General features: G+C 69.6%; 18 protein-coding genes. 6 read left to right on the forward strand and 12 right to left on the reverse strand.

All coding sequences use genetic code 11. The annotated features are described in order from the left end of the window. The first annotated feature begins 40 nt into the window (after nucleotides 1–40). Complete coding sequence (locus FV226_RS08925) at nucleotides 41–694, forward strand: hypothetical protein (RefSeq protein WP_147762633.1); 654 nt, start codon at nucleotides 41–43, stop codon at nucleotides 692–694. Between the two features lie 2 nt (nucleotides 695–696). Then, on the forward strand, nucleotides 697–1,146 hold the full coding sequence (locus tag FV226_RS08930) for a hypothetical protein (protein ID WP_147762634.1): 450 nt from the start codon (nucleotides 697–699) through the stop codon (nucleotides 1,144–1,146). Between the two features lie 60 nt (nucleotides 1,147–1,206). On the opposite strand, the gene FV226_RS08935 is transcribed toward FV226_RS08930, so the two are convergent. Further along, nucleotides 1,207–1,518, reverse strand: coding sequence for a cupin domain-containing protein (locus FV226_RS08935; RefSeq protein WP_147762635.1), 312 nt, complete (start codon nucleotides 1,516–1,518; stop codon nucleotides 1,207–1,209). A gap of 62 nt (nucleotides 1,519–1,580) precedes the next feature. After that, nucleotides 1,581–2,783 (reverse strand): hypothetical protein, encoded by a 1,203-nt coding sequence (locus FV226_RS08940; protein ID WP_147762636.1) that lies wholly within the window; start codon nucleotides 2,781–2,783, stop codon nucleotides 1,581–1,583. A gap of 165 nt (nucleotides 2,784–2,948) precedes the next feature. On the opposite strand from FV226_RS08940, the gene FV226_RS08945 reads away from it, so the two are divergent. The 3 genes from FV226_RS08945 to der all read left to right on the forward strand — a co-directional run bounded on the left by FV226_RS08945 (nucleotide 2,949) and on the right by der (nucleotide 5,827). Next, on the forward strand, nucleotides 2,949–3,554 hold the full coding sequence (locus FV226_RS08945) for an NnrU family protein (protein ID WP_147762637.1): 606 nt from the start codon (nucleotides 2,949–2,951) through the stop codon (nucleotides 3,552–3,554). Between the two features lie 94 nt (nucleotides 3,555–3,648). Beyond that, on the forward strand, nucleotides 3,649–4,359 hold the full coding sequence (locus FV226_RS08950; RefSeq protein WP_147762638.1) for a tetratricopeptide repeat protein: 711 nt from the start codon (nucleotides 3,649–3,651) through the stop codon (nucleotides 4,357–4,359). 124 nt (nucleotides 4,360–4,483) lie between these two features. Next, nucleotides 4,484–5,827, forward strand: a complete 1,344-nt coding sequence (gene der / locus FV226_RS08955) for a ribosome biogenesis GTPase Der (RefSeq protein WP_147750474.1) — start codon at nucleotides 4,484–4,486, stop codon at nucleotides 5,825–5,827. Between the two features lies 1 nt (nucleotide 5,828). Here the strand turns inward: der and FV226_RS08960 are convergent, their stop codons facing one another. From FV226_RS08960 to alr, 8 genes are all read right to left on the reverse strand, one after another. Further along, on the reverse strand, nucleotides 5,829–6,899 hold the full coding sequence (locus FV226_RS08960; protein WP_147762639.1) for a hypothetical protein: 1,071 nt from the start codon (nucleotides 6,897–6,899) through the stop codon (nucleotides 5,829–5,831). A 35-nt stretch (nucleotides 6,900–6,934) separates the two neighbouring features. Next, on the reverse strand, nucleotides 6,935–8,059 hold the full coding sequence (locus FV226_RS08965) for a carboxylate-amine ligase (protein ID WP_147762640.1): 1,125 nt from the start codon (nucleotides 8,057–8,059) through the stop codon (nucleotides 6,935–6,937). Nucleotides 8,060–8,117: 58 nt separating this feature from the next. Then, the gene (locus tag FV226_RS08970) at nucleotides 8,118–8,525 is read right to left on the reverse strand and encodes a dihydrofolate reductase (RefSeq protein ID WP_147750477.1); all 408 of its coding nucleotides are present in this window, start codon (nucleotides 8,523–8,525) and stop codon (nucleotides 8,118–8,120) included. Between the two features lie 37 nt (nucleotides 8,526–8,562). Beyond that, nucleotides 8,563–9,309, reverse strand: a complete 747-nt coding sequence (locus tag FV226_RS08975) for an SDR family NAD(P)-dependent oxidoreductase (RefSeq protein ID WP_147762641.1) — start codon at nucleotides 9,307–9,309, stop codon at nucleotides 8,563–8,565. Between the two features lie 11 nt (nucleotides 9,310–9,320). Further along, the gene (gene purF / locus FV226_RS08980) at nucleotides 9,321–10,799 is read right to left on the reverse strand and encodes an amidophosphoribosyltransferase (protein WP_147750479.1); all 1,479 of its coding nucleotides are present in this window, start codon (nucleotides 10,797–10,799) and stop codon (nucleotides 9,321–9,323) included. Nucleotides 10,800–10,983: 184 nt separating this feature from the next. Continuing rightward, nucleotides 10,984–11,592 (reverse strand): CvpA family protein, encoded by a 609-nt coding sequence (locus FV226_RS08985; protein ID WP_147750480.1) that lies wholly within the window; start codon nucleotides 11,590–11,592, stop codon nucleotides 10,984–10,986. Nucleotides 11,593–11,811: 219 nt separating this feature from the next. Next, entirely contained in the window at nucleotides 11,812–13,251 is a 1,440-nt protein-coding gene (radA, locus tag FV226_RS08990) for a DNA repair protein RadA (protein WP_147762642.1), read from the reverse strand. 47 nt (nucleotides 13,252–13,298) lie between these two features. After that, nucleotides 13,299–14,384: an alanine racemase gene (alr, locus tag FV226_RS08995; protein ID WP_147750482.1), complete on the reverse strand. Its 1,086-nt coding sequence runs from the start codon at nucleotides 14,382–14,384 to the stop codon at nucleotides 13,299–13,301. 195 nt (nucleotides 14,385–14,579) lie between these two features. Between alr and FV226_RS09000 the strand changes: the two genes are divergently transcribed. Further along, nucleotides 14,580–14,897, forward strand: coding sequence for a cupin domain-containing protein (locus tag FV226_RS09000; protein ID WP_147762643.1), 318 nt, complete (start codon nucleotides 14,580–14,582; stop codon nucleotides 14,895–14,897). A gap of 9 nt (nucleotides 14,898–14,906) precedes the next feature. Here FV226_RS09000 and FV226_RS09005 read toward each other — a convergent pair whose 3' ends face one another. Both FV226_RS09005 and FV226_RS09010 read right to left on the reverse strand, forming a co-directional pair. Then, nucleotides 14,907–15,389 carry a DUF29 domain-containing protein gene (locus FV226_RS09005; protein WP_147762644.1) on the reverse strand — a complete coding sequence of 161 codons (483 nt, stop codon included), beginning with the start codon at nucleotides 15,387–15,389 and terminating at the stop codon, nucleotides 14,907–14,909. A gap of 34 nt (nucleotides 15,390–15,423) precedes the next feature. Then, nucleotides 15,424–16,911 (reverse strand): replicative DNA helicase, encoded by a 1,488-nt coding sequence (locus FV226_RS09010; RefSeq protein WP_147750485.1) that lies wholly within the window; start codon nucleotides 16,909–16,911, stop codon nucleotides 15,424–15,426. Nucleotides 16,912–17,050 lie beyond the last annotated feature (139 nt).

The raw sequence follows: 17,050 nt of genomic DNA on the forward strand, positions 1-17,050 counted from the left end.
GGACTTTATGCCATGGCATCTCCTTCGAGGGAGCGCTGTAATGAGCGAGCAACGAGACTGGCATCGGCTCAAGCACAGGGTCGCAGAGATCCGATTGCAGATCGCGATGCTGTCTGCGCTCAGCCATTCCCTCAAAGCCGGCTTTCGACAGGATCAACCTCGCGGCCCAGACGGGTGCTGGATCGGCGGCGCCGGCCAGATCGTATGCACGCGAATAGACAAAACGGGGAATGCAAGGATCGACGCGAAAACCGAGCTTCTCGTCGATGTCGTCAAGGAGGCCGTCTCGATCGTTGGTGAAGGCAGTGGCGCGGCTTACGGTGTTCAAGTGCACACGACGACGGCAGCAATGCTTCGTGATCTCGATATTCCAGGCATCGGTCGACATGGGATTGAGCAAAGCTTCAGTCTTGGAGATACCGTCCGATACGGTTTGGATGGTAGCGTCCGCACCGATGTCGTTCTACGCGATGGTAGAACCGAATCTTCTCCGATCCTGGCAGTATGGGACTTTCAGACAGGAGGTGCTCTCCTGACGCCGTCTCGAATTCGAGAGCTTCGCAGTAGCCTGGGAATTGGCCTGGATGTGCCGATCATCGAAATTCATATCAGTCGCGGCATATCCGTAAAGCATGCCTCGGTATTGTTTTCAAAATTCGTCGCGGCAACACTCGTAAAAATCCAGGAATATTGATTATGACGATGGAAGCTTACGCATTTTGTGCGCGTCCGATCGGCTCGATCGAAGAATGGCAGGCATCGATCGATGCCCTCGGGTTCGATCTGAAATTGAAACCGGCTCGGGATCTCGCATATCATCGAGGACACCTTTCGGCGCTCTGGCGTGGCCGGGAGGCCGGGTTCGAGTTCGGCGCTTGCGCATTCACAGAATTGGCGGAGACCTATGAAGACATCGATCTCGGTGGGCCGTGGCCTTACACCTACGCCTTCAATTTCGCGACCCTGCCGGGCTGCGCCGGCACTTGGTTGGCACTGGCCGCCTGCCTGGCGCTGACCGATGGCATAGCCTTCGACCCACAAGAGGGAAAAATTCTTCGTGCCAGAGAATCCGTGCGCTATGCGCAGGATACCGAAAACGGGGTCGATCAGATCGAATCAGGGCAGGTTGGTCGCACGACATCCTGAGTGCCGAATGTCGAAGGTGCTGACGAGATGGGCGGCATCGAACGACCTGTCCGCCGGACTTCACGCCGATAAGTTGATCTCCACCAGCACGGTCTCGGTCGTGAACTCTGCCGCGTGCCACGCCTCCGGGGGGAAGTGGAACACGCTGCCGGGGCCGAATGCCGCACGGCCCTGCTCGGTCTCCAGGGTGCCGGAGCCGGAGAGCACCTGCACGAACTGCTCGTGGGCGTGGCTGTGCCGCGGGGCCGAGGTGCCGGCGGGGACGACGATCCGCACCAGGCTGGCGCCCGCGCCCGGGATCTTGCGCCTGGCGACGCCGTTGGCGGCGACGCTCGCGTCGCATTCGTCCCAGGCGATCAGGTGGGCGGTCATGGCGGCTCCGTTGCTGGCGTCACGATGCCGCCGAGCCCGCGGCCTATCAAGTCACGAACCGGTCACGGCCAGACCTTGATCGCCACCGGCCGCCGCAGCAGGTCGCGGTCCGAGGTGATGGTGCAGCCCTCGGTCTTCAGCGTGACGTAGGTGAGGATCGCGGTGTCGCCGACGTCGTCGAAGTTGCGGCCCTCGGCGCGGGGGTCGAGGAGGGAGGGGTAGGCGATCAGGCCGCCCGGCGCCGCGCAGGGGTCGTCGTAGAGCGTCGCCCCGGCGACGAGCAGCCGCGGCACGTCCCAGCTGAGCAGGTCGCGCGAGCTCGTCCAGTAGAAGCCGGATTCGGGGAAACTCGCGCCGGCCGGACCGTCGCCTTTCTTGGCCATGTCGCCTTTCTTGGCCATGAAGACCGCGACGAAGGCGCCCGTGCCGCGGTGGCGCACCACGGCGCCGACCGGCGTCGGGAACGGCGCCACCGGCTTGCAGGTCTCGGCCCCCTTCGCTGCGGCCTTCGTGCGGTACGGGTCCGGGAAGGCGGCGGTGAAGCCGGTGCCGGTCCAGGCGCGCCAGCTCGCCGGGTCGGCGGGCGTCGCGGTGCGGAACAGGCAGACGCCGGCCTCCTGGTCGCCGGGACGGTCCCAGCCGGTGGTCGAGACGAAGACATAGCGGAAGCGCCCGTCGGCGAACACGTTCGAGGGGTTGAAGAAGCCGCGGTGGCGCCCCTGGCCGACCTCCTGCCGGAACGGGGCCGCCATCGCCACCGCCGGCGGCGCCCTGCGCAGGAAGCTGCGGCCGCCGTCCGTGGAGGCGGCGGCGGTGATCGTGTTGTACCAGCACGCCTCGTAGCCCTTGGCGGTGCAGCGCCCCGGATGTTCGTTCGCCTGATACTCGTGGTGCACGAGCGCGGCGACCGCCGTGCCGTCCTCGGTCCAGGTGGCGGTGATCCAGGAGCGGTCGTCGTAGAGGGCCGGATCGGCCTTCTCGCCCGAGTCCAGCACCACCTTGCAGTCGAGCTTGAGCCGGTCGAGGTCCGGCCCGCGCAAGGCCCGGTTGCGGTAGTGCATCCCGAACAGGGCGACGGCGCCGGTGGCGTCCCGGAACGCGCGGGCGGAGGCGTCGGGAACGTCGGCGCCGTCGCAGGCGTCGCGCCCGGCCTTGAACACGAGGGATGGTGGCCCGACCAGGGTCAGGCTCGACAGCGGCGGCTCGGCCGCCGCCTGCGCGAGCGTCGGCAGCGACAGGACGGCGAGCACGAGGCGGAGGCGCATGCGGGTGACCAGTGGGTGCGCCCAGGGCGCGCGTAGACGACGTGCGCGGTTGAAGCAGACCGTGCGCGCCTGGACAAACCACCGGAGTTTCTGTTCAGAACCGTTACAGAATGGCTTCCCGCCGGTGCGGGGCGTCCGATCCTCCCCAGCCGAGTGTTCCCTTCCATGTTGATCCTGATCCTCGGGCTGGTGCTGTTCCTCGGCACCCATGCCTTCTCGATGCTGCGCGCCAAGCGCTCGGAGGTCGTCGGCCAGGTCGGCGAGGGCAAGTACAAGCTCGGCTACATGCTCCTGTCCGTCCTCGGCTTGGTGCTGATCGGGGTCGGCTTCCACAATTACCGCGCCGCCGGCTACATCGCGGTTTGGGATCCGCCGGTCTGGACGCGCCACCTGTCCCTGATCCTGGTGCTGCTCGCCTTCATCGTGCTGGCCTCGGCCTACCTGCCGGGTCACATCCGGGCGAAAGCCAAGCACCCGATGCTGCTCGCGGTGAAGATCTGGGCGACCGCGCACCTGCTCGCCAACGGCGACCTCGGCTCGATCCTGCTGTTCGGCTCGTTCCTCGCCTGGGCGGTGGTCGCACGGATCAGCGCCAAGCGCCGGGCACTCACCGCGGGCCAGGTCGTCGCGCAGCACGGGGGCGCCGCGGCGCCTGCGGGCTGGCGCAACGACGCGATCGCGGTGGTCGTCGGCGTCGTCGCCTGGTTCGTGTTCGGCAAGTACCTCCACCCGTTGCTGATCGGCGTCTACGCCTGGCCGGGCCAAGCCTGAGGCCTGCCCGGTCGCCAAACCGGCGCCCGCGTGCTAGGCGCGGGCCGATCGAGACGCTTCAGGTCGTCTGGCTCACGCGCCGGACCGGGATACGATGGCTGAGAACAACGAGTTCATCCGCGAGGTCAACGAGGACTATCGCCGAGACAAGGTCGCCGAGATCTGGCGCCGCTACAGCGGTGTGATCATCGCGGTGGCGATCCTGGTGGTGGCCGGCGTCGGCGGCTGGCGCTACTGGCAGACGGCCCAGCGCAACGCGGCCGAGGCCGCCTCGCAGCAATTCGACGAGGCCAACCGCCTCGCCCGCGACGGCAAGGTCGCGGAGGCCGACAAGGCCTACGAGGCCCTCGGCACGCAGGGGCCGGCTGGCTACCGCCTGCTCGCCCGGTTCCGCTCGGCTGCCGAGACGGCCAAGCGCGACCCGGCCGCGGGCGCTGGCGCCTTCGACGCCATCTCCGGCGACACGGCGCTCGGCGACGGCCTGCGCGACCTGGCCCGGCTTCGTGCCGCGCTGATCCGCCTCGACCTGCCGGACCCGGCGCCGGCGCTGGCGAGCCTGCAGAGCCTGGCCGCCGGCTCGCCCTTCCGCTTCACGGCCCGCGAGATGCTGGGCCTCGCTGCCCTGAAGAGCGGGCAGTACGACGAGGCCGGGCGCTGGTTCGACCAGCTCAACATGGACCCCGAGACGCCGCAGAACCTGCGCCAGCGCATCGAGGTCTACGTCGCACTGGTGGCTGGCGGCCCGGTGACTGTGACAGAGGCGAAGCCAGAGCCCGCCGCGCCCCCGCCGCCGATCACCCGCTGATCGCCCAAGATGCTGGCCCAAAACCTCCGGTGCGACTGGCTCGCACCGGAGGTTTTGGGCATTCTCCAGACTTTCGCCGCCGGGCCGGCCCGGCGGCTCGACCGATCATAGAACGGACCACCCCATGGAACTGCCGACCGTCGCGATCGTCGGACGGCCGAATGTCGGCAAGTCGACCCTGTTCAACCGCCTCGTGGGCAAGAAGCTGGCGCTGGTCGACGACCGCCCCGGCGTCACCCGCGACCGCCGCGAGGGTGACGTCGCCTTCGGCGGCCTGAACTTCCGCATCATCGACACCGCGGGCCTCGAGGAGGCCGATTCGGCGACGCTGCTCGGCCGGATGCGGATGCAGACCGAGGCCGCGATCCTCGAAGCGGACGTGGTGCTGTTCGTCATCGACGCGCGCGCCGGCATCCTGCCCGCCGACCAGCCCTTCGCCGAGTTAGTGCGCCGGGCCGGCTGCAAGGTGATCCTCATCGCCAACAAGGCCGAGGGCGGCGCTGGGATGGCCGGCGCCTACGAGTCGTTCCGCCTCGGCCTCGGCGACCCGATCCCGTTCTCGGCCGAGCACGGCGAGGGCATCGGCGAGCTGCACGAGGCGCTGAAGGAGAACCTGCCGGAAACCGACGAGGACGAGGAGGACGACGACCCGCGCGGCAAGCCGCTCAAGGTCGCCATCGTCGGCCGCCCGAACGCCGGCAAGTCGACGCTGATCAACCGGATGCTCGGCGAGGACCGACTGCTCGTCGGCCCGGAGGCCGGCATCACCCGTGATTCGATCTCGCTCGATTGGGAGTGGCACGGCCGCCGGATCAAGCTGCACGACACCGCCGGCATGCGCCGCCGCGCCCGGATCGAGGACAAGCTCGAGAAGCTCGCGGTGTCGGACGGCATCCGCGCCGTGCGCTTCGCCGAGGTGGTGGTGGTGCTGCTCGACGCCACGATCCCGTTCGAGAAGCAGGACCTTACCATCGTCGACCTCGTCGAGAGCGAGGGCCGCTCCCTGGTGATCGGCCTCAACAAGTGGGACCTCGTCGCCGACCAGCCGGGCCTGCTCAAGACCCTGCGCGAGGATTGCACCCGGCTGCTGCCGCAGGTGCGCGGCGTCGCGGTGGTGCCGCTCTCGGGGCTGGCCGGCGACGGCCTCGACAAGCTGATGCAGGCCGTGATCAAGGCGGCGGATGTCTGGGACACCCGCATCTCGACGTCGCGGATCAACGACTGGCTCTCCGAGGCGACGCAGCGCAACCCGCCGCCGGCGGTGTCGGGCCGGCGCATCAAGATCCGCTACGCCACCCAGGTGAAGAGCCGCCCGCCGCACTTCGCGCTGTTCGGCAACCAGCTCAACGCCCTGCCGAAGAGCTACCAGCGGTACCTCACCAACTCCCTGCGCGAATCGTTCGACCTGCCGGGCACGCCGATCCGCTGGAGCCTGCGGACCTCGTCGAACCCGTTCGACAAGGGTTAGGTCACGCGCCGGTTCTCTTGCGAGAGTGAGAGATGGCACGGCGCAGGCGGTGCATGACCCAGAACGCGCGGTGCCGGTGATGGCGCAGCCATTCCGTCGGCGTCAGTCGCCGGTGAAGGAACACGTGCGAGACGTAGCCCATCCGCGGCCCGGTGTTCTTCTCGCCCTTCGCGAGTTCGATGTCCGGCACGATGTCGCGCTGGAAGCACGTCAGGGTCCGGATGCCCTTGAGGTTCACGTTCATGACGATCGAGCGCGCGTAGTAGCTGAAGCGGTCGTAGAGCAGCACGTCGCGGGTGCGTTCGCTGGACGGGCTCGAGAAGCGTAGCGTCCCGTTCAGGGGGCCGTAGGTCGTCATGACCGCGCGCACGTCGGCGCGGCGCCCGAGATTGATCGAGAGCGACGTGTTCTCGGGGATCGTCGCATAGTGCAGCGGGATGCCGTTCCGCTGCATCGCGAAGGGGCAGGAGCAGTCCGGCATCGCCACCAGCCTGAGGGGCGTGAACAGGCTCGGCAACGCCCGGTAGCGGTGGATGTAGGCCGCGCCGAACCCGCGCCCGCGCACGAAGTCGTAGACCTGCCGGCCGTAGTGGTCGGCGCCGGCGGGCGTCACGTGGGTGCCGTCCTTGAGCCAGAGCGCGCGCTCCTCCGGGCCTGATGCAGCCACGGGCCGGGCGAGATCGAGGATCGGGATGCCGAGGCAGGCCTCGTATTCGTCGAGGAGGCCGGCGACCGTCTCCGACGTGTAGTCGACCCCGCCCTGATACAGATTGAGGAAGGCGACGGGGCGGCCGCGGCGGGCGGTCGCCGCGAGGATCTGGTCGAGGAAGAAGCGTAGCGCGCGGCGGTCGTAGTAGCGCACGTTGCCGGTGAACAATTCCAGCAGGACCCGATCGCAGGCGATCGTGTCGAGGATCTCGTCGATCATGTAGGCGATGGCGTGGACGCTGTGCCCGCCCCAGCCGGATTTCAGGAAGACGAGGTCGGCCCCCTCGGCGGCGGCGCATTCGCCGGCCCGCTCCACGTAGCCGACCTCCTCGGTGACGCTGTAGCCGAGGCAGAGGACGCGCACGGGCGCAACGGGAGCCGCACCGGGCGACGGCACCCTCACGCACCCCGCGTCGTTCGAGACAGCCAATCCACGACGGCGTCGAGGGCTTGGCGGTTGTTTAGGCCGGCTTCCCGTGCCGCCTCGAAGGCGGCGATCTGGCCGTCGGCGCTGGTGCCCTCGGCGGCGATGGTGCGGGCGTGGGCGACCTCGGCCGCGCAGCCTAAAGCCGCCGCATCCTCGGCGACGAGGTCGAGCACCGCCTCCAGCGCGTCGGCGAAGGGCAGGGCCGCCTCGCGCGTCTCGTCGATCAGCTCGGCGCCGACGCCGCTGCGCTGGGTGCGCCACAGGTTCTCGTCGGCGAGCGCCCGCGAGACCCCGTCGAGGCCGGCGTTGAGGTCCGGCCGGCGCACCACGAGGCGCACGAGGCAGCGGAACAGGGCGGCGATGGTCAGCGCGTCGGCGAGTCGGGTGCAGCTGTCGGCGATGCGCAGCTCCAGCGTCGGGAACTTGATCGAGGGCCGCAGCGACCACCACAGGAAGCTCGCATCCTGGATCGACCCCGCCTCGGTCATGATCCGCACGTAGCGCGCGTAGGCGGCGGCGTCGGCGAAGAGTTCGGGCAGGCCGGTGCGCGGCAGCTCGCCGAAGGCGCTGAGGCGATAGGCGGTGAGCCCTGTCGGCTTGCCCTGCCAGAACGGCGAGGAGGCCGAGAGCGCGAACAGCAGCGGCTGGAACGGCAGCAGCCGGTTCATCAGGTCGACGCGCGCCTCCGGGTCCGGCACCTCGACGTGGACGTGCATGCCGCAGATCAGGCTGCGCCGCCCGGCCAAGCCGACGTCGCGCAGGATGCCGCGGTAGCGGTCGCCCTTGGTCGGCAATTGCCGCGACCAGTCGGCCACCGGATGGGTGCCGGCGGCGAAGATCAGAAGCGCGTGCTCGGCGGCGAGGTCCGCGAGCGCCCCACGCTGCCGGGCGAGCGAATCTCTTGCTTCGGCGAAATCGGTGACGGGCGGCGTGCAGACCTCGACCTGGCACTGCAGCAACTCGCGCCCCGCCTCGGGCAGCCGTTCGGCCGCCTCGACATGGAACGGCTTGACCGAGCGCCGCGGCGTGCCGCGCGTCTCCGCGTCGGCCAGGAAGTACTCTTCTTCGATGCCGAAGCGGTAGCTCTCGGTGGTCATCGCATCCCTTCGCGTTCGGCACGTCCGCTGAAACGCGCCGGGTCCGCGAAGGATGCCGTCACCCGCGCAGCGCCCCGCCGACGAGCCAGGCCGGGTCGAACCAGCGGTCGGCGTCGCCGTCGTAGGGGAGGCGGGTCACGTCCCAGTTCTGGATGTACTTGGCGTAGACGTTCCAGACCGCGATGCCGCCGCCGACGAAGACGCGGCGGCCGGGATAGCGCGCCAGCACCGCCTCCGGGTCCTCGTGCGAGCGGATCACGTCGATGGTGCGATCCTCGAACGCGAAGGCCGGCACCGAGGCCACCGTCTTCGGGCCGGCGATCAGCACGTGGCCCATGGTCAGCGCGAAGAATCGCGTCACGTCCTCGACGAAGAGCGGATCGGTGTTGCCCTCCCAGGGGAGCTGGCCGTTCAGCCCGAGCTGGCCGCGCTGGCCGATCGCGCAGATGCAGCGCACGTCGATCATCAGGATATCCGAATGGTGCGGGCGCCGTCCGGACCCGTCAGCGCGTCGCTTGCGGGGTCAGGATGCGGTCGGTCGGGAAGTCGTAGATTGTGCCGGAATCCGTCGATCCGGGGCTCGCCAGCCGGACGAAGTGCGGCGCGAGGTCTTCCGGCGTCCGCAGCGTCTCCGGGTCCTCGCCCGGCATCGCAGCGCGGCGCATGTCGGTGCGCAACGGTCCGGGATTGAGCAGCATCGCCTTGACGGCCGTAGTCGCGTTCTCGGCCGCGTAGGTCCGCACCAGGGCCTCGAGCGCCGCCTTGGACACGGAGTAGGGCCCCCAATAGGCCTTGCACTTGGAAGCCGCCCCGGAGGTGACGAAGATCGCCCGGCCCGCATCCGACATCCGCAGCAGCGGGTCGAGCGAGCGGATCAGCCGCCAGTTCGCGGTGACGTTGACGTCCATCACCTGGCCCCACACCTTGGGGGTGATGTGGCCGATCGGCATGAGGTTGCCGAGGATGCCGGCGTTGCCGACGACGATGTCGAGGCGCTTCCAGCGGTCGTTGATCGCCGCGCCAAGCCGGTCGATGCCGTCGTAGTCGGTGAGGTCGAGGGGTACGAGGGTCGCGCTCGACCCGACCCGGCGGATCGCGTCGTCGAGTTCTTCCAGCGCGCCCTGCGTGCGCGCCACGGCGATGACGTGCGCGCCGGCTTCCGCGAGCGCGAGCGCCGCGGCACGGCCGATCCCGCGGGAGGCGCCGGTGACGACGGCGACGCGGCCGTCGAGGGTCTTGGTTTCGGTCATGTTGTGGACGGTCAATCCGCTTCGGCGAGCATGGCGAGGCGCTTCGGGCCGGCGATGGCCAGGTCCGTCAGGCCGGTCGGGTAGTCGCCGGTGAAGCAATGGTCGGTGTATTGCGGGCAGGCCTCGACGCGCTCGTTCTCCCCCATCGCCCGGTACAGGCCGGGGATCGACAGGAAGGCCAGCGAGTCAGCGCCGATGTAGCGGCGCATGCCCTCCAGGTCGTGGGTGGCGGCAAGCAGCTTCTCGCGCTCGGGCGTGTCGATGCCGTAGAAGTCGGGATAGGTGATCGGCGGGCTCGCGATGCGGAAATGCACCTCCGCCGCGCCGGCCTCGCGCATCATCCGCACGATCTTCACCGAGGTGGTGCCGCGCACCAGGCTGTCGTCGACGAGCACGATGCGCTTGCCCTCGATCGCCGCGCGGTTGGCCGAATGCTTCATCCGCACGCCGAGCTCGCGCACCGATTGCGTCGGCTGGATGAAGGTGCGGCCGACATAGTGGTTGCGGATGATCCCCATCTCGAAGGGGATGCCGGTCTCCTGCGCGAAGCCCAAGGCCGCGGGCACGCCGGAATCCGGCACCGGCACCACCACGTCGGCCGGCACCGCCGCCTCGCGGGCGAGCTCGACGCCGATGTTCTTGCGCACGGCGTAGACGCTCTTGCCGTTCACCACCGAATCCGGCCGGGCGAAGTAGATGTACTCGAAGATGCACGGCCGCATCGGCACCTTGTCGGCGAAGCGGATCGACTCGATGCCGTCCTCGGAGATCACCACGACCTCGCCGTTCTCGACGTCGCGCACGAACTTCGCGCCGATGATGTCGAGCGCGCAGGTCTCGGAGGCCAGCATGTAGCGGCCGTCGAGTTCGCCGAGCACCAGCGGGCGGATGCCGAGCGGGTCGCGGGCGCCGATCAGCTTCTTGTTGGTGAGCGCGACGATGGCGTAGGCGCCCTGGATCGCCTGCAGCGCGTCGATGAAGCGCTCGACGATCCGGGGTTTCCGCGAGCGCGCAGCCAGGTGCAGGATCACCTCGGTGTCGGACGTCGACTGGGTGATCGCGCCGTCGCGCACGAGGTCGCGGCGGATCGAGAGCGCGTTGGTGAGGTTGCCGTTATGCGCCACCGCCAGCCCGCCGCCAGCGAGTTCGGCGAAGAGCGGCTGGACGTTGCGCAGGATGGTGCCGCCGGTGGTCGAGTAGCGCACGTGGCCGATCGCGGCACGGCCCTTCAGCCGCTCGATCGTGCCGCCGTCCGAGAACGAATCGCCGACGAGCCCGGGGCGGCGCTCGGAATGGAAGACCTCGCCGTCGAAGGCGACGATGCCCGCCGCCTCCTGGCCGCGGTGCTGCAGGGCGTGCAGTCCGAGCGCGACGATCGCCGAGGCGTCGGGATGGCCGAAGATGCCGAAGACGCCGCATTCCTCGCGGAGCGTGTCGCCATCGGTCTCGGGATCGAACACGGAATCCACGGTTGCGGCGTGGTGTGACATGGCCTGAGGTCGATCCCTGGTTGCCGTCCGCCGGAATGCCGCAAGGGGCCGCCCGGAGCGGATCCGCGCGGTCGGCCCGCGGCGCCGTCGTCAAGGCGTTATCTGAGCGCTCGCGGCATCGCAACCAAGCCGGATCGAACGCAGGTCAGGGTGACCACGGCGACATAAGCATGCGGAGGCGGCCTCAGCGCCGCGGCGCGGGCACGGCCGGGGTGGTCGGACGCACCACCGGCGTCTCGGTCTCGGCCGGCGCGTCGACCGGCTCGTTCTGCGGGGTGTCGACCTTCGGCTTCTTGAACTGCTTGAGGAAGCCCTCCGGGTTCTCGGGCAGCTGTGCCACGAGCGCGTCGCCGGACTTCTCGAGCATCGGGCGGGTTCGCGCCTCGGCGGCCCAGGTCGGGACCTTGCCCTGGACCAGCCAGGACAGGAACACCCAGCCGATCACGCAGATCAGGAAGCCGCGGGCGGCGCCGAACAGGAAGCCGAGCGAGCGGTCGATCGCGCCGATGCGCGAATCGAGCACCACGTCGGAGATCTTCACGGTGATGATCGAGACGACGATGAGCGTGCCGAGGAAGATCGCCGCGATCGAGGCGACGAGGGCCACGGTGTCGCTGGTCACGTGCTGCTTCACCGTCGGCAGCAGCATCGGATAGAGCGACCACGCCACCGCGGCGGCGGCGACCCAGGCGATGATCGCAAGCACCTCCCGCGTGACGCCGCGGACGGCCGCCAGCAGCGCGGAGATCACGACGATGCCGAGCACCACGAGGTCGAGGACGGAAAACGGCATCTGCGGGTTCGGATCGGATGGGGAGATGCCACGACGAAAGCGATGCGGTCTGCGGCTCCCCTGGGACCGCGCGCGCTTTATATCGCGGTGAAACTCGGCCGTCACCCTCGGCGGCGACCGCCGGCCGCCGGAACCGCCGGTTGCAGACAGGCTTCTGCCCCCTGGTCCAAACCCGCGATCCAGCGCGGATGGTTCGTAGGACCGGACTGGGTCGGCCGTTTAATCCTCGTCTTCGTCGTGGGCCGCATGGCGGCGCTTGCCTGAGCCGACCCGTCGCGGCCCGTTGGCGGCGATTCCGGCCACGAGGTCGGCGATGTGGCGCAGCGACTCCGTCGCGAACGCCCGATCCACCGTCTCGCCGCGCCCCTGCGGGGTCATCGCCTTCGCGAAGCCGAGCTTCTGCGCCTCCTTGAGGCGTGCGCCGGCCTGCGCCACCGGCCGGATCGCGCCCGATAGGCCGATCTCGCCGAAATACACCGTCTCCGGCGGCAGCACCGCGCTCGACAGGGACGAGACGAGGGCTGCCGCGACCGCCAGGTCCGCCGCAGGCTCGGAGATGCGCAGGCCCCCGGCGACGTTGAGGTAGACGTCGTGCGTGCCCAGCCGGATGCCGCCATGGGCTTCCAGCACCGCGAGCACCATCGAGAGCCGGTTCGGGTCCCAGCCGACGACGGCCCGGCGCGGCATGCCGAGCGACGAGGGCGCGACCAGCGCCTGGATCTCCACGAGCAGGGGGCGCGTGCCCTCCATTCCGGCGAAGACCGCGGTGCCGGCGGCCTGGTGGTCTCGGCCGGCCAGGAACAGGGCGGAGGGGTTCGGCACCTCGGCCAAGCCCATGTCGGTCATCTCGAACACGCCGATCTCGTCGGTCGGCCCGAAGCGGTTCTTCACCGCCCGCAGGATGCGGAAGTGGTGGCCCTGGTCTCCCTCGAACGAGGCGACGGCGTCGACCATGTGCTCCACCACGCGCGGGCCGGCGATCTGCCCGTCCTTGGTGACGTGGCCGACGAGGATCACGGCCGTGCCCTTGGTCTTGGCGAAGCGGATGAGGGATTGCGCCGAGGAGCGCACCTGCGTGACCGTGCCGGGCGCCGACTCGACGGTCTCGGTCCACATGGTCTGGATCGAGTCGATGATCGCGAGCGCGGGCGGGCGCCCCTGCGACAGGGTCTCGACGATGTCCTCGACGTTGGTCTCGGCGGCCAGCTCCACCGGGTGGCCCGACAGCCCGAGGCGTTCGGCGCGTAGGCGCACCTGCCCCACCGCCTCCTCGCCGGAGATGTAGGCGACGCGCTCGCCGGTCTTGGCCATGGCGGCCGAGGCCTGCATCAGCAGGGTCGACTTGCCGATGCCGGGATCGCCGCCGAGCAGGATCACCGAGCCGCGCACGAAGCCGCCGCCGGTGACGCGGTCGAGCTCGCCGATGCCGGACGGGATGCGCGGCGCCTCGCGGGCCTCGCCGGTCAGGCCTTCGAGGGGGAACACGCGCCCGCGGGCGCGGCCGGGCCGGGTCGCGGCCGGTCCCGATTGCGGGCCGGAGCCGCCGGGCGTCTCCTCGACGATCGTGTTCCAGCCGTTGCAGGCCTCGCAGCGCCCGCGCCAGCGGTTGTAGACCGCGCCGCAGGCCTGGCAGATGAAGGTCTGGTGGATCTTTGCCATGCGCTCGCGACGAATCAGCGGGTCCGACTCCGTGGCGGAGGACGGCGTCAGCCCCCGATATACGTGCGAACGTAACGGGAACCCAGCCCCGTCAGGATCTCGTAGCCGATCGTGCCCGCGGCTTGTCCGACCGTATCGACGTCGAGCGCGTCGCCGATCAGCGTGGAGACGCCGCCGCGCGCGGCCTCGGGCGCCTCGGTGACGTCGAGGATGATCAGGTCCATCGAGACGAGGCCGAGGATCGGGCAGGGGATGCCGGAAACGAGCGCATGGCCGCGGCCGCTCGCGGCGCGGGGATAGCCGTCGGCGTAGCCGAGCGAGAGCGTCGCGAGGCGCCGGGGGGCGGGCGCGGTCCACCGCCCGTTGTAGCCGGCCTGCGCGCCGGCCTCGACGTGGCGGATCTGCAGGATCGTCGCCTCCAGCCGCACCACCGGCCGCATCGGGTTGGCGGCGCGATAGGGCGTCGGGTTGCCGCCGAACAGCGCGTAGCCCGGGCGCAGCAGGTCGTGATGCGTCGCCCCGTCGAGGAAGACGCCCGACGAGTTCGCGAGCGATCCGGGAATGCCGGGGAACGCCGCGCGCACGCGTGCGAAGTCGGCGATCTGCCGGGCGTTGACGGGTTCCCCGGGCAGCTCGGCGCTGATGAGGTGGCTCATCATCAGGTCGATTCCGGCGGCCGCGATCCGCGGGTCGCCAGCGAGCGCCAACGCGTCCGGGACGGAGAGCCCGAGGCGGTTCATGCCGGTGTCGACGTGCAGCGCGGCGGCCCGCGTCCCGCCTCCGAAGGCGGCCCAATCGGACAGCTCCTGCACCGAGCCGAGCACCGGGCGCAGGTCCAGTGCCGCATAGGCCGGCATCGCGCCGGGCAGCAGCCCGTTCAGGACGTAGATCGCAGCCTCCGGCAGCGCATCCCGCACCCGTGCGGCCTCGCCGAGATGCGCGACGAAGAACGTGCGGCAGCCGGCCGTCCACAGCGCCCGCACGACGGCGTCGGAGCCGCAGCCGTAGGCGTCGGCCTTCACCACCGCGGCGCAGGCGCGGCCCGGCGCCTCGGCCGCGAGCCGCCGCCAGTTCTCCGCGACGGCGCCGAGATCGACGGTGAGGCGGGCGCCGTGCCCGGTGGCATCTGTCACGGTGCTGTCTCGGGAAATCGTCGGGCTCCGAGGTTTTCGCCAAGCGTGCGGTCGATTCGCCATGCGTGCGGGCGACCCGCAAGGCATGCCATTAACGCGCCAGCGGCCGGAAGGCACGGCGCCTGCAAGGCCTGGGCTCCCGCCGACGCCGGAGCCGTCGGCGCGTCGAAGGCCCGCGAGGAAGGATCACCGAGAATGGCGTTCGCCTGCACGATCCCGGCGATTCCCACCGTCCAGCAGGACGATGCGACGCTTCGCATCACCCGGTGGGACTTCGCCCCCGGCGCGGTGACCGGCTGGCACGAGCACGGTTGGCCCTACTTCGTGGTGATGCTGGTGGCCGGGACGCTCCGGGTCCACGACGGCGAGAAGGTCGGCGAGACCGCGCTCGCCGCGGGGCAGGCCTACAGTCGCCCGGCCGGCATCCGCCACGACGTGATGAACGGCTCGGACCATCCGATCGCCTTCGTCGAGATCGAGGTGAAGCAGCCCGGTGCGCTGGTGACGCTGTAGCGCCGGCGCCTACGAGACCTCGGGTTCGGGCGGCCACGCGATCGCGCGGGTCATGATCGCCTCGTAGGGATACGGGCACGCGGTGGGGAACACCGACTCGTCGAGGCCGGTCTCGCCTGCGGCCTCGATCCGAGCCCGGCGGTAGGCGCGAGCCAGGAATTGCGGAAGCAGCGGCACGAGGCTCGGGCTGTCCTCGATCCGTTCGGCGACCGAGAGGCGCTGCGTCTTGATCGAGGTGGCCCAGCCGCGCGTGCGCCGCTGGGGCTGGTGATCCCATTTCAGCAGGTGAAGCAGGATCACGCGCAGGGCGCTCGTCAGGGCATGGTGTTCCGTGCGGGACAAGGCTTCGATCTCATCGGCGAGATGCGCGAGATCGAGGCGATCCCAGGTGCCCGCGCGCAGGTGCGCGGCCTGCTCCAGCGACCAGGCCGCGAGGTCGGCCTCGTATGCCGTTCCGGATCTCGGGCTCTCCACGCGTCTCGGCGCCGCCACGGTCGTCCTCCTCCATTCGCGCGGTCACAGCCTATCACATCTGGTCCGGCAGCCGGTCGCTCTGGGCGAGGTTCGAGAACCGGGTGATGTTGGCGTCGAACTGCAGCTCCACCGTGCCAGTCGGGCCGTGGCGCTGCTTGCCGAGGATGACCTCGGCCTTGCCGTGGACGCGGTTCATCTCCGCCTCCCAGGCGAAGAACTCCTCGGTGCCCTCGCGGGGCTTCTTGTTGTTGACGTAGTATTCCTCGCGGAACACGAACATTACCACGTCGGCGTCCTGCTCGATCGAGCCCGATTCGCGCAGGTCCGAGAGCTGCGGGCGCTTGTCGTCGCGGTTCTCGACCTGGCGCGACAGCTGCGACAGCGCGATGATCGGCACCGATAGCTCCTTGGCCAGCGCCTTCATGCCGGTGGTGATCTCGGTCATCTCCTGCACGCGGTTGTCCGAGCGCTTGCCGGAGCCGGCGAGCAGCTGCAGGTAGTCGACGATCAGCACGTCGAGGCCCTTCTGGCGCTTGAGGCGCCGGGCGCGGGCGGCGAGCTGCGCGATCGAGATGCCGCCGGACTGGTCGATGTAGAACGGGATCGTCTGCATGTCGCGGGCGGCGTCGGTGATCTTGTAGAAGTCCTCCGGCCGGATGTCGCCGCGGCGGATCTTGTAGGAGGGCACGCCCGACTGCTCGGCGATGATGCGGGTGGCGAGCTGCTCGGCCGACATCTCGAGCGAGAAGAACCCGACGATGCCGCCGTTCTTGGTCTTGATCGTGCCGTCGGCCTGCTTCTCGCCCTGGTAGGCCTTTGCGATGTTGAAGGCGATGTTGGTCACGAGCGAGGTCTTGCCCATGGCCGGACGGCCGGCGAGGATGATCAGGTCGGAGGATTGCAGTCCGCCCATCTTGGCGTCGAGGTCGGAGAGCCCCGTGGCCAGCCCCGAGAGCTTGCCCTCGCGCTGGTAGGCCTTGGCCGCCATGTCGACGGCGGTGGTCAGCGCGTCCGAGAACTTCTGGAAGCCGCCGCTGTACCGGCCGGCTTCCGCCAGCTCGTAGAGCCGCCGCTCCGTTTCCTCGATCTGGTCGCGCGGCGCCTGCTCGACGGGCGCCTCGTAGGCGCCGTTGACGAGGTCCTCGCCGATGGTGATCAGCCGGCGGCGGATGGCGAGGTCGTAGATCGTGCGGCCGTACTCGCCGGCGTTGATGACGGTGGTGGCGTCGGCGGCGAGCCGCGCGAGGTACTGCATCACCGTCTGGCCGCCGAAGTCGGCGTCGCCGAGATAGGTCTTCAGGGTGATCGGGGTCGCGAGCTTGCCCGCCTTGATCAGCGAGGTCGCCACCTGGAAGATCTGCTGGTGGGCGTCTTCCATGAAGTGCTCGGGCAGCAGGAAGTCCGAGACGCGGTAGTAGGCGTCGTTGTTCACCAGCATCGCGCCGAGCAGCGCCTGCTCCGCGTCGATATTGTGCGGCGCGACGCGGTACTCCGCCTGCACGGCTTCGAGCTTGGCCGCTAGGGCATTGGGCAGGGCCATCGGCGGTCGCTCCGAATCGATGCGGGCCGGGCCGGCCCCGCATCCCGAACAAGATCCGACGACCATGGCACCAGTAGGGTTGACCGATGCTTAGCCGCCGACGTCCGCGTCACGGTAGCCCGGAACGCGAGGACGCCCG

It is taken from the genome of Methylobacterium sp. WL12, from assembly GCF_008039475.1.
Taxonomy (GTDB): Bacteria; Pseudomonadota; Alphaproteobacteria; order Rhizobiales; family Beijerinckiaceae; genus Methylobacterium; species Methylobacterium cerastii.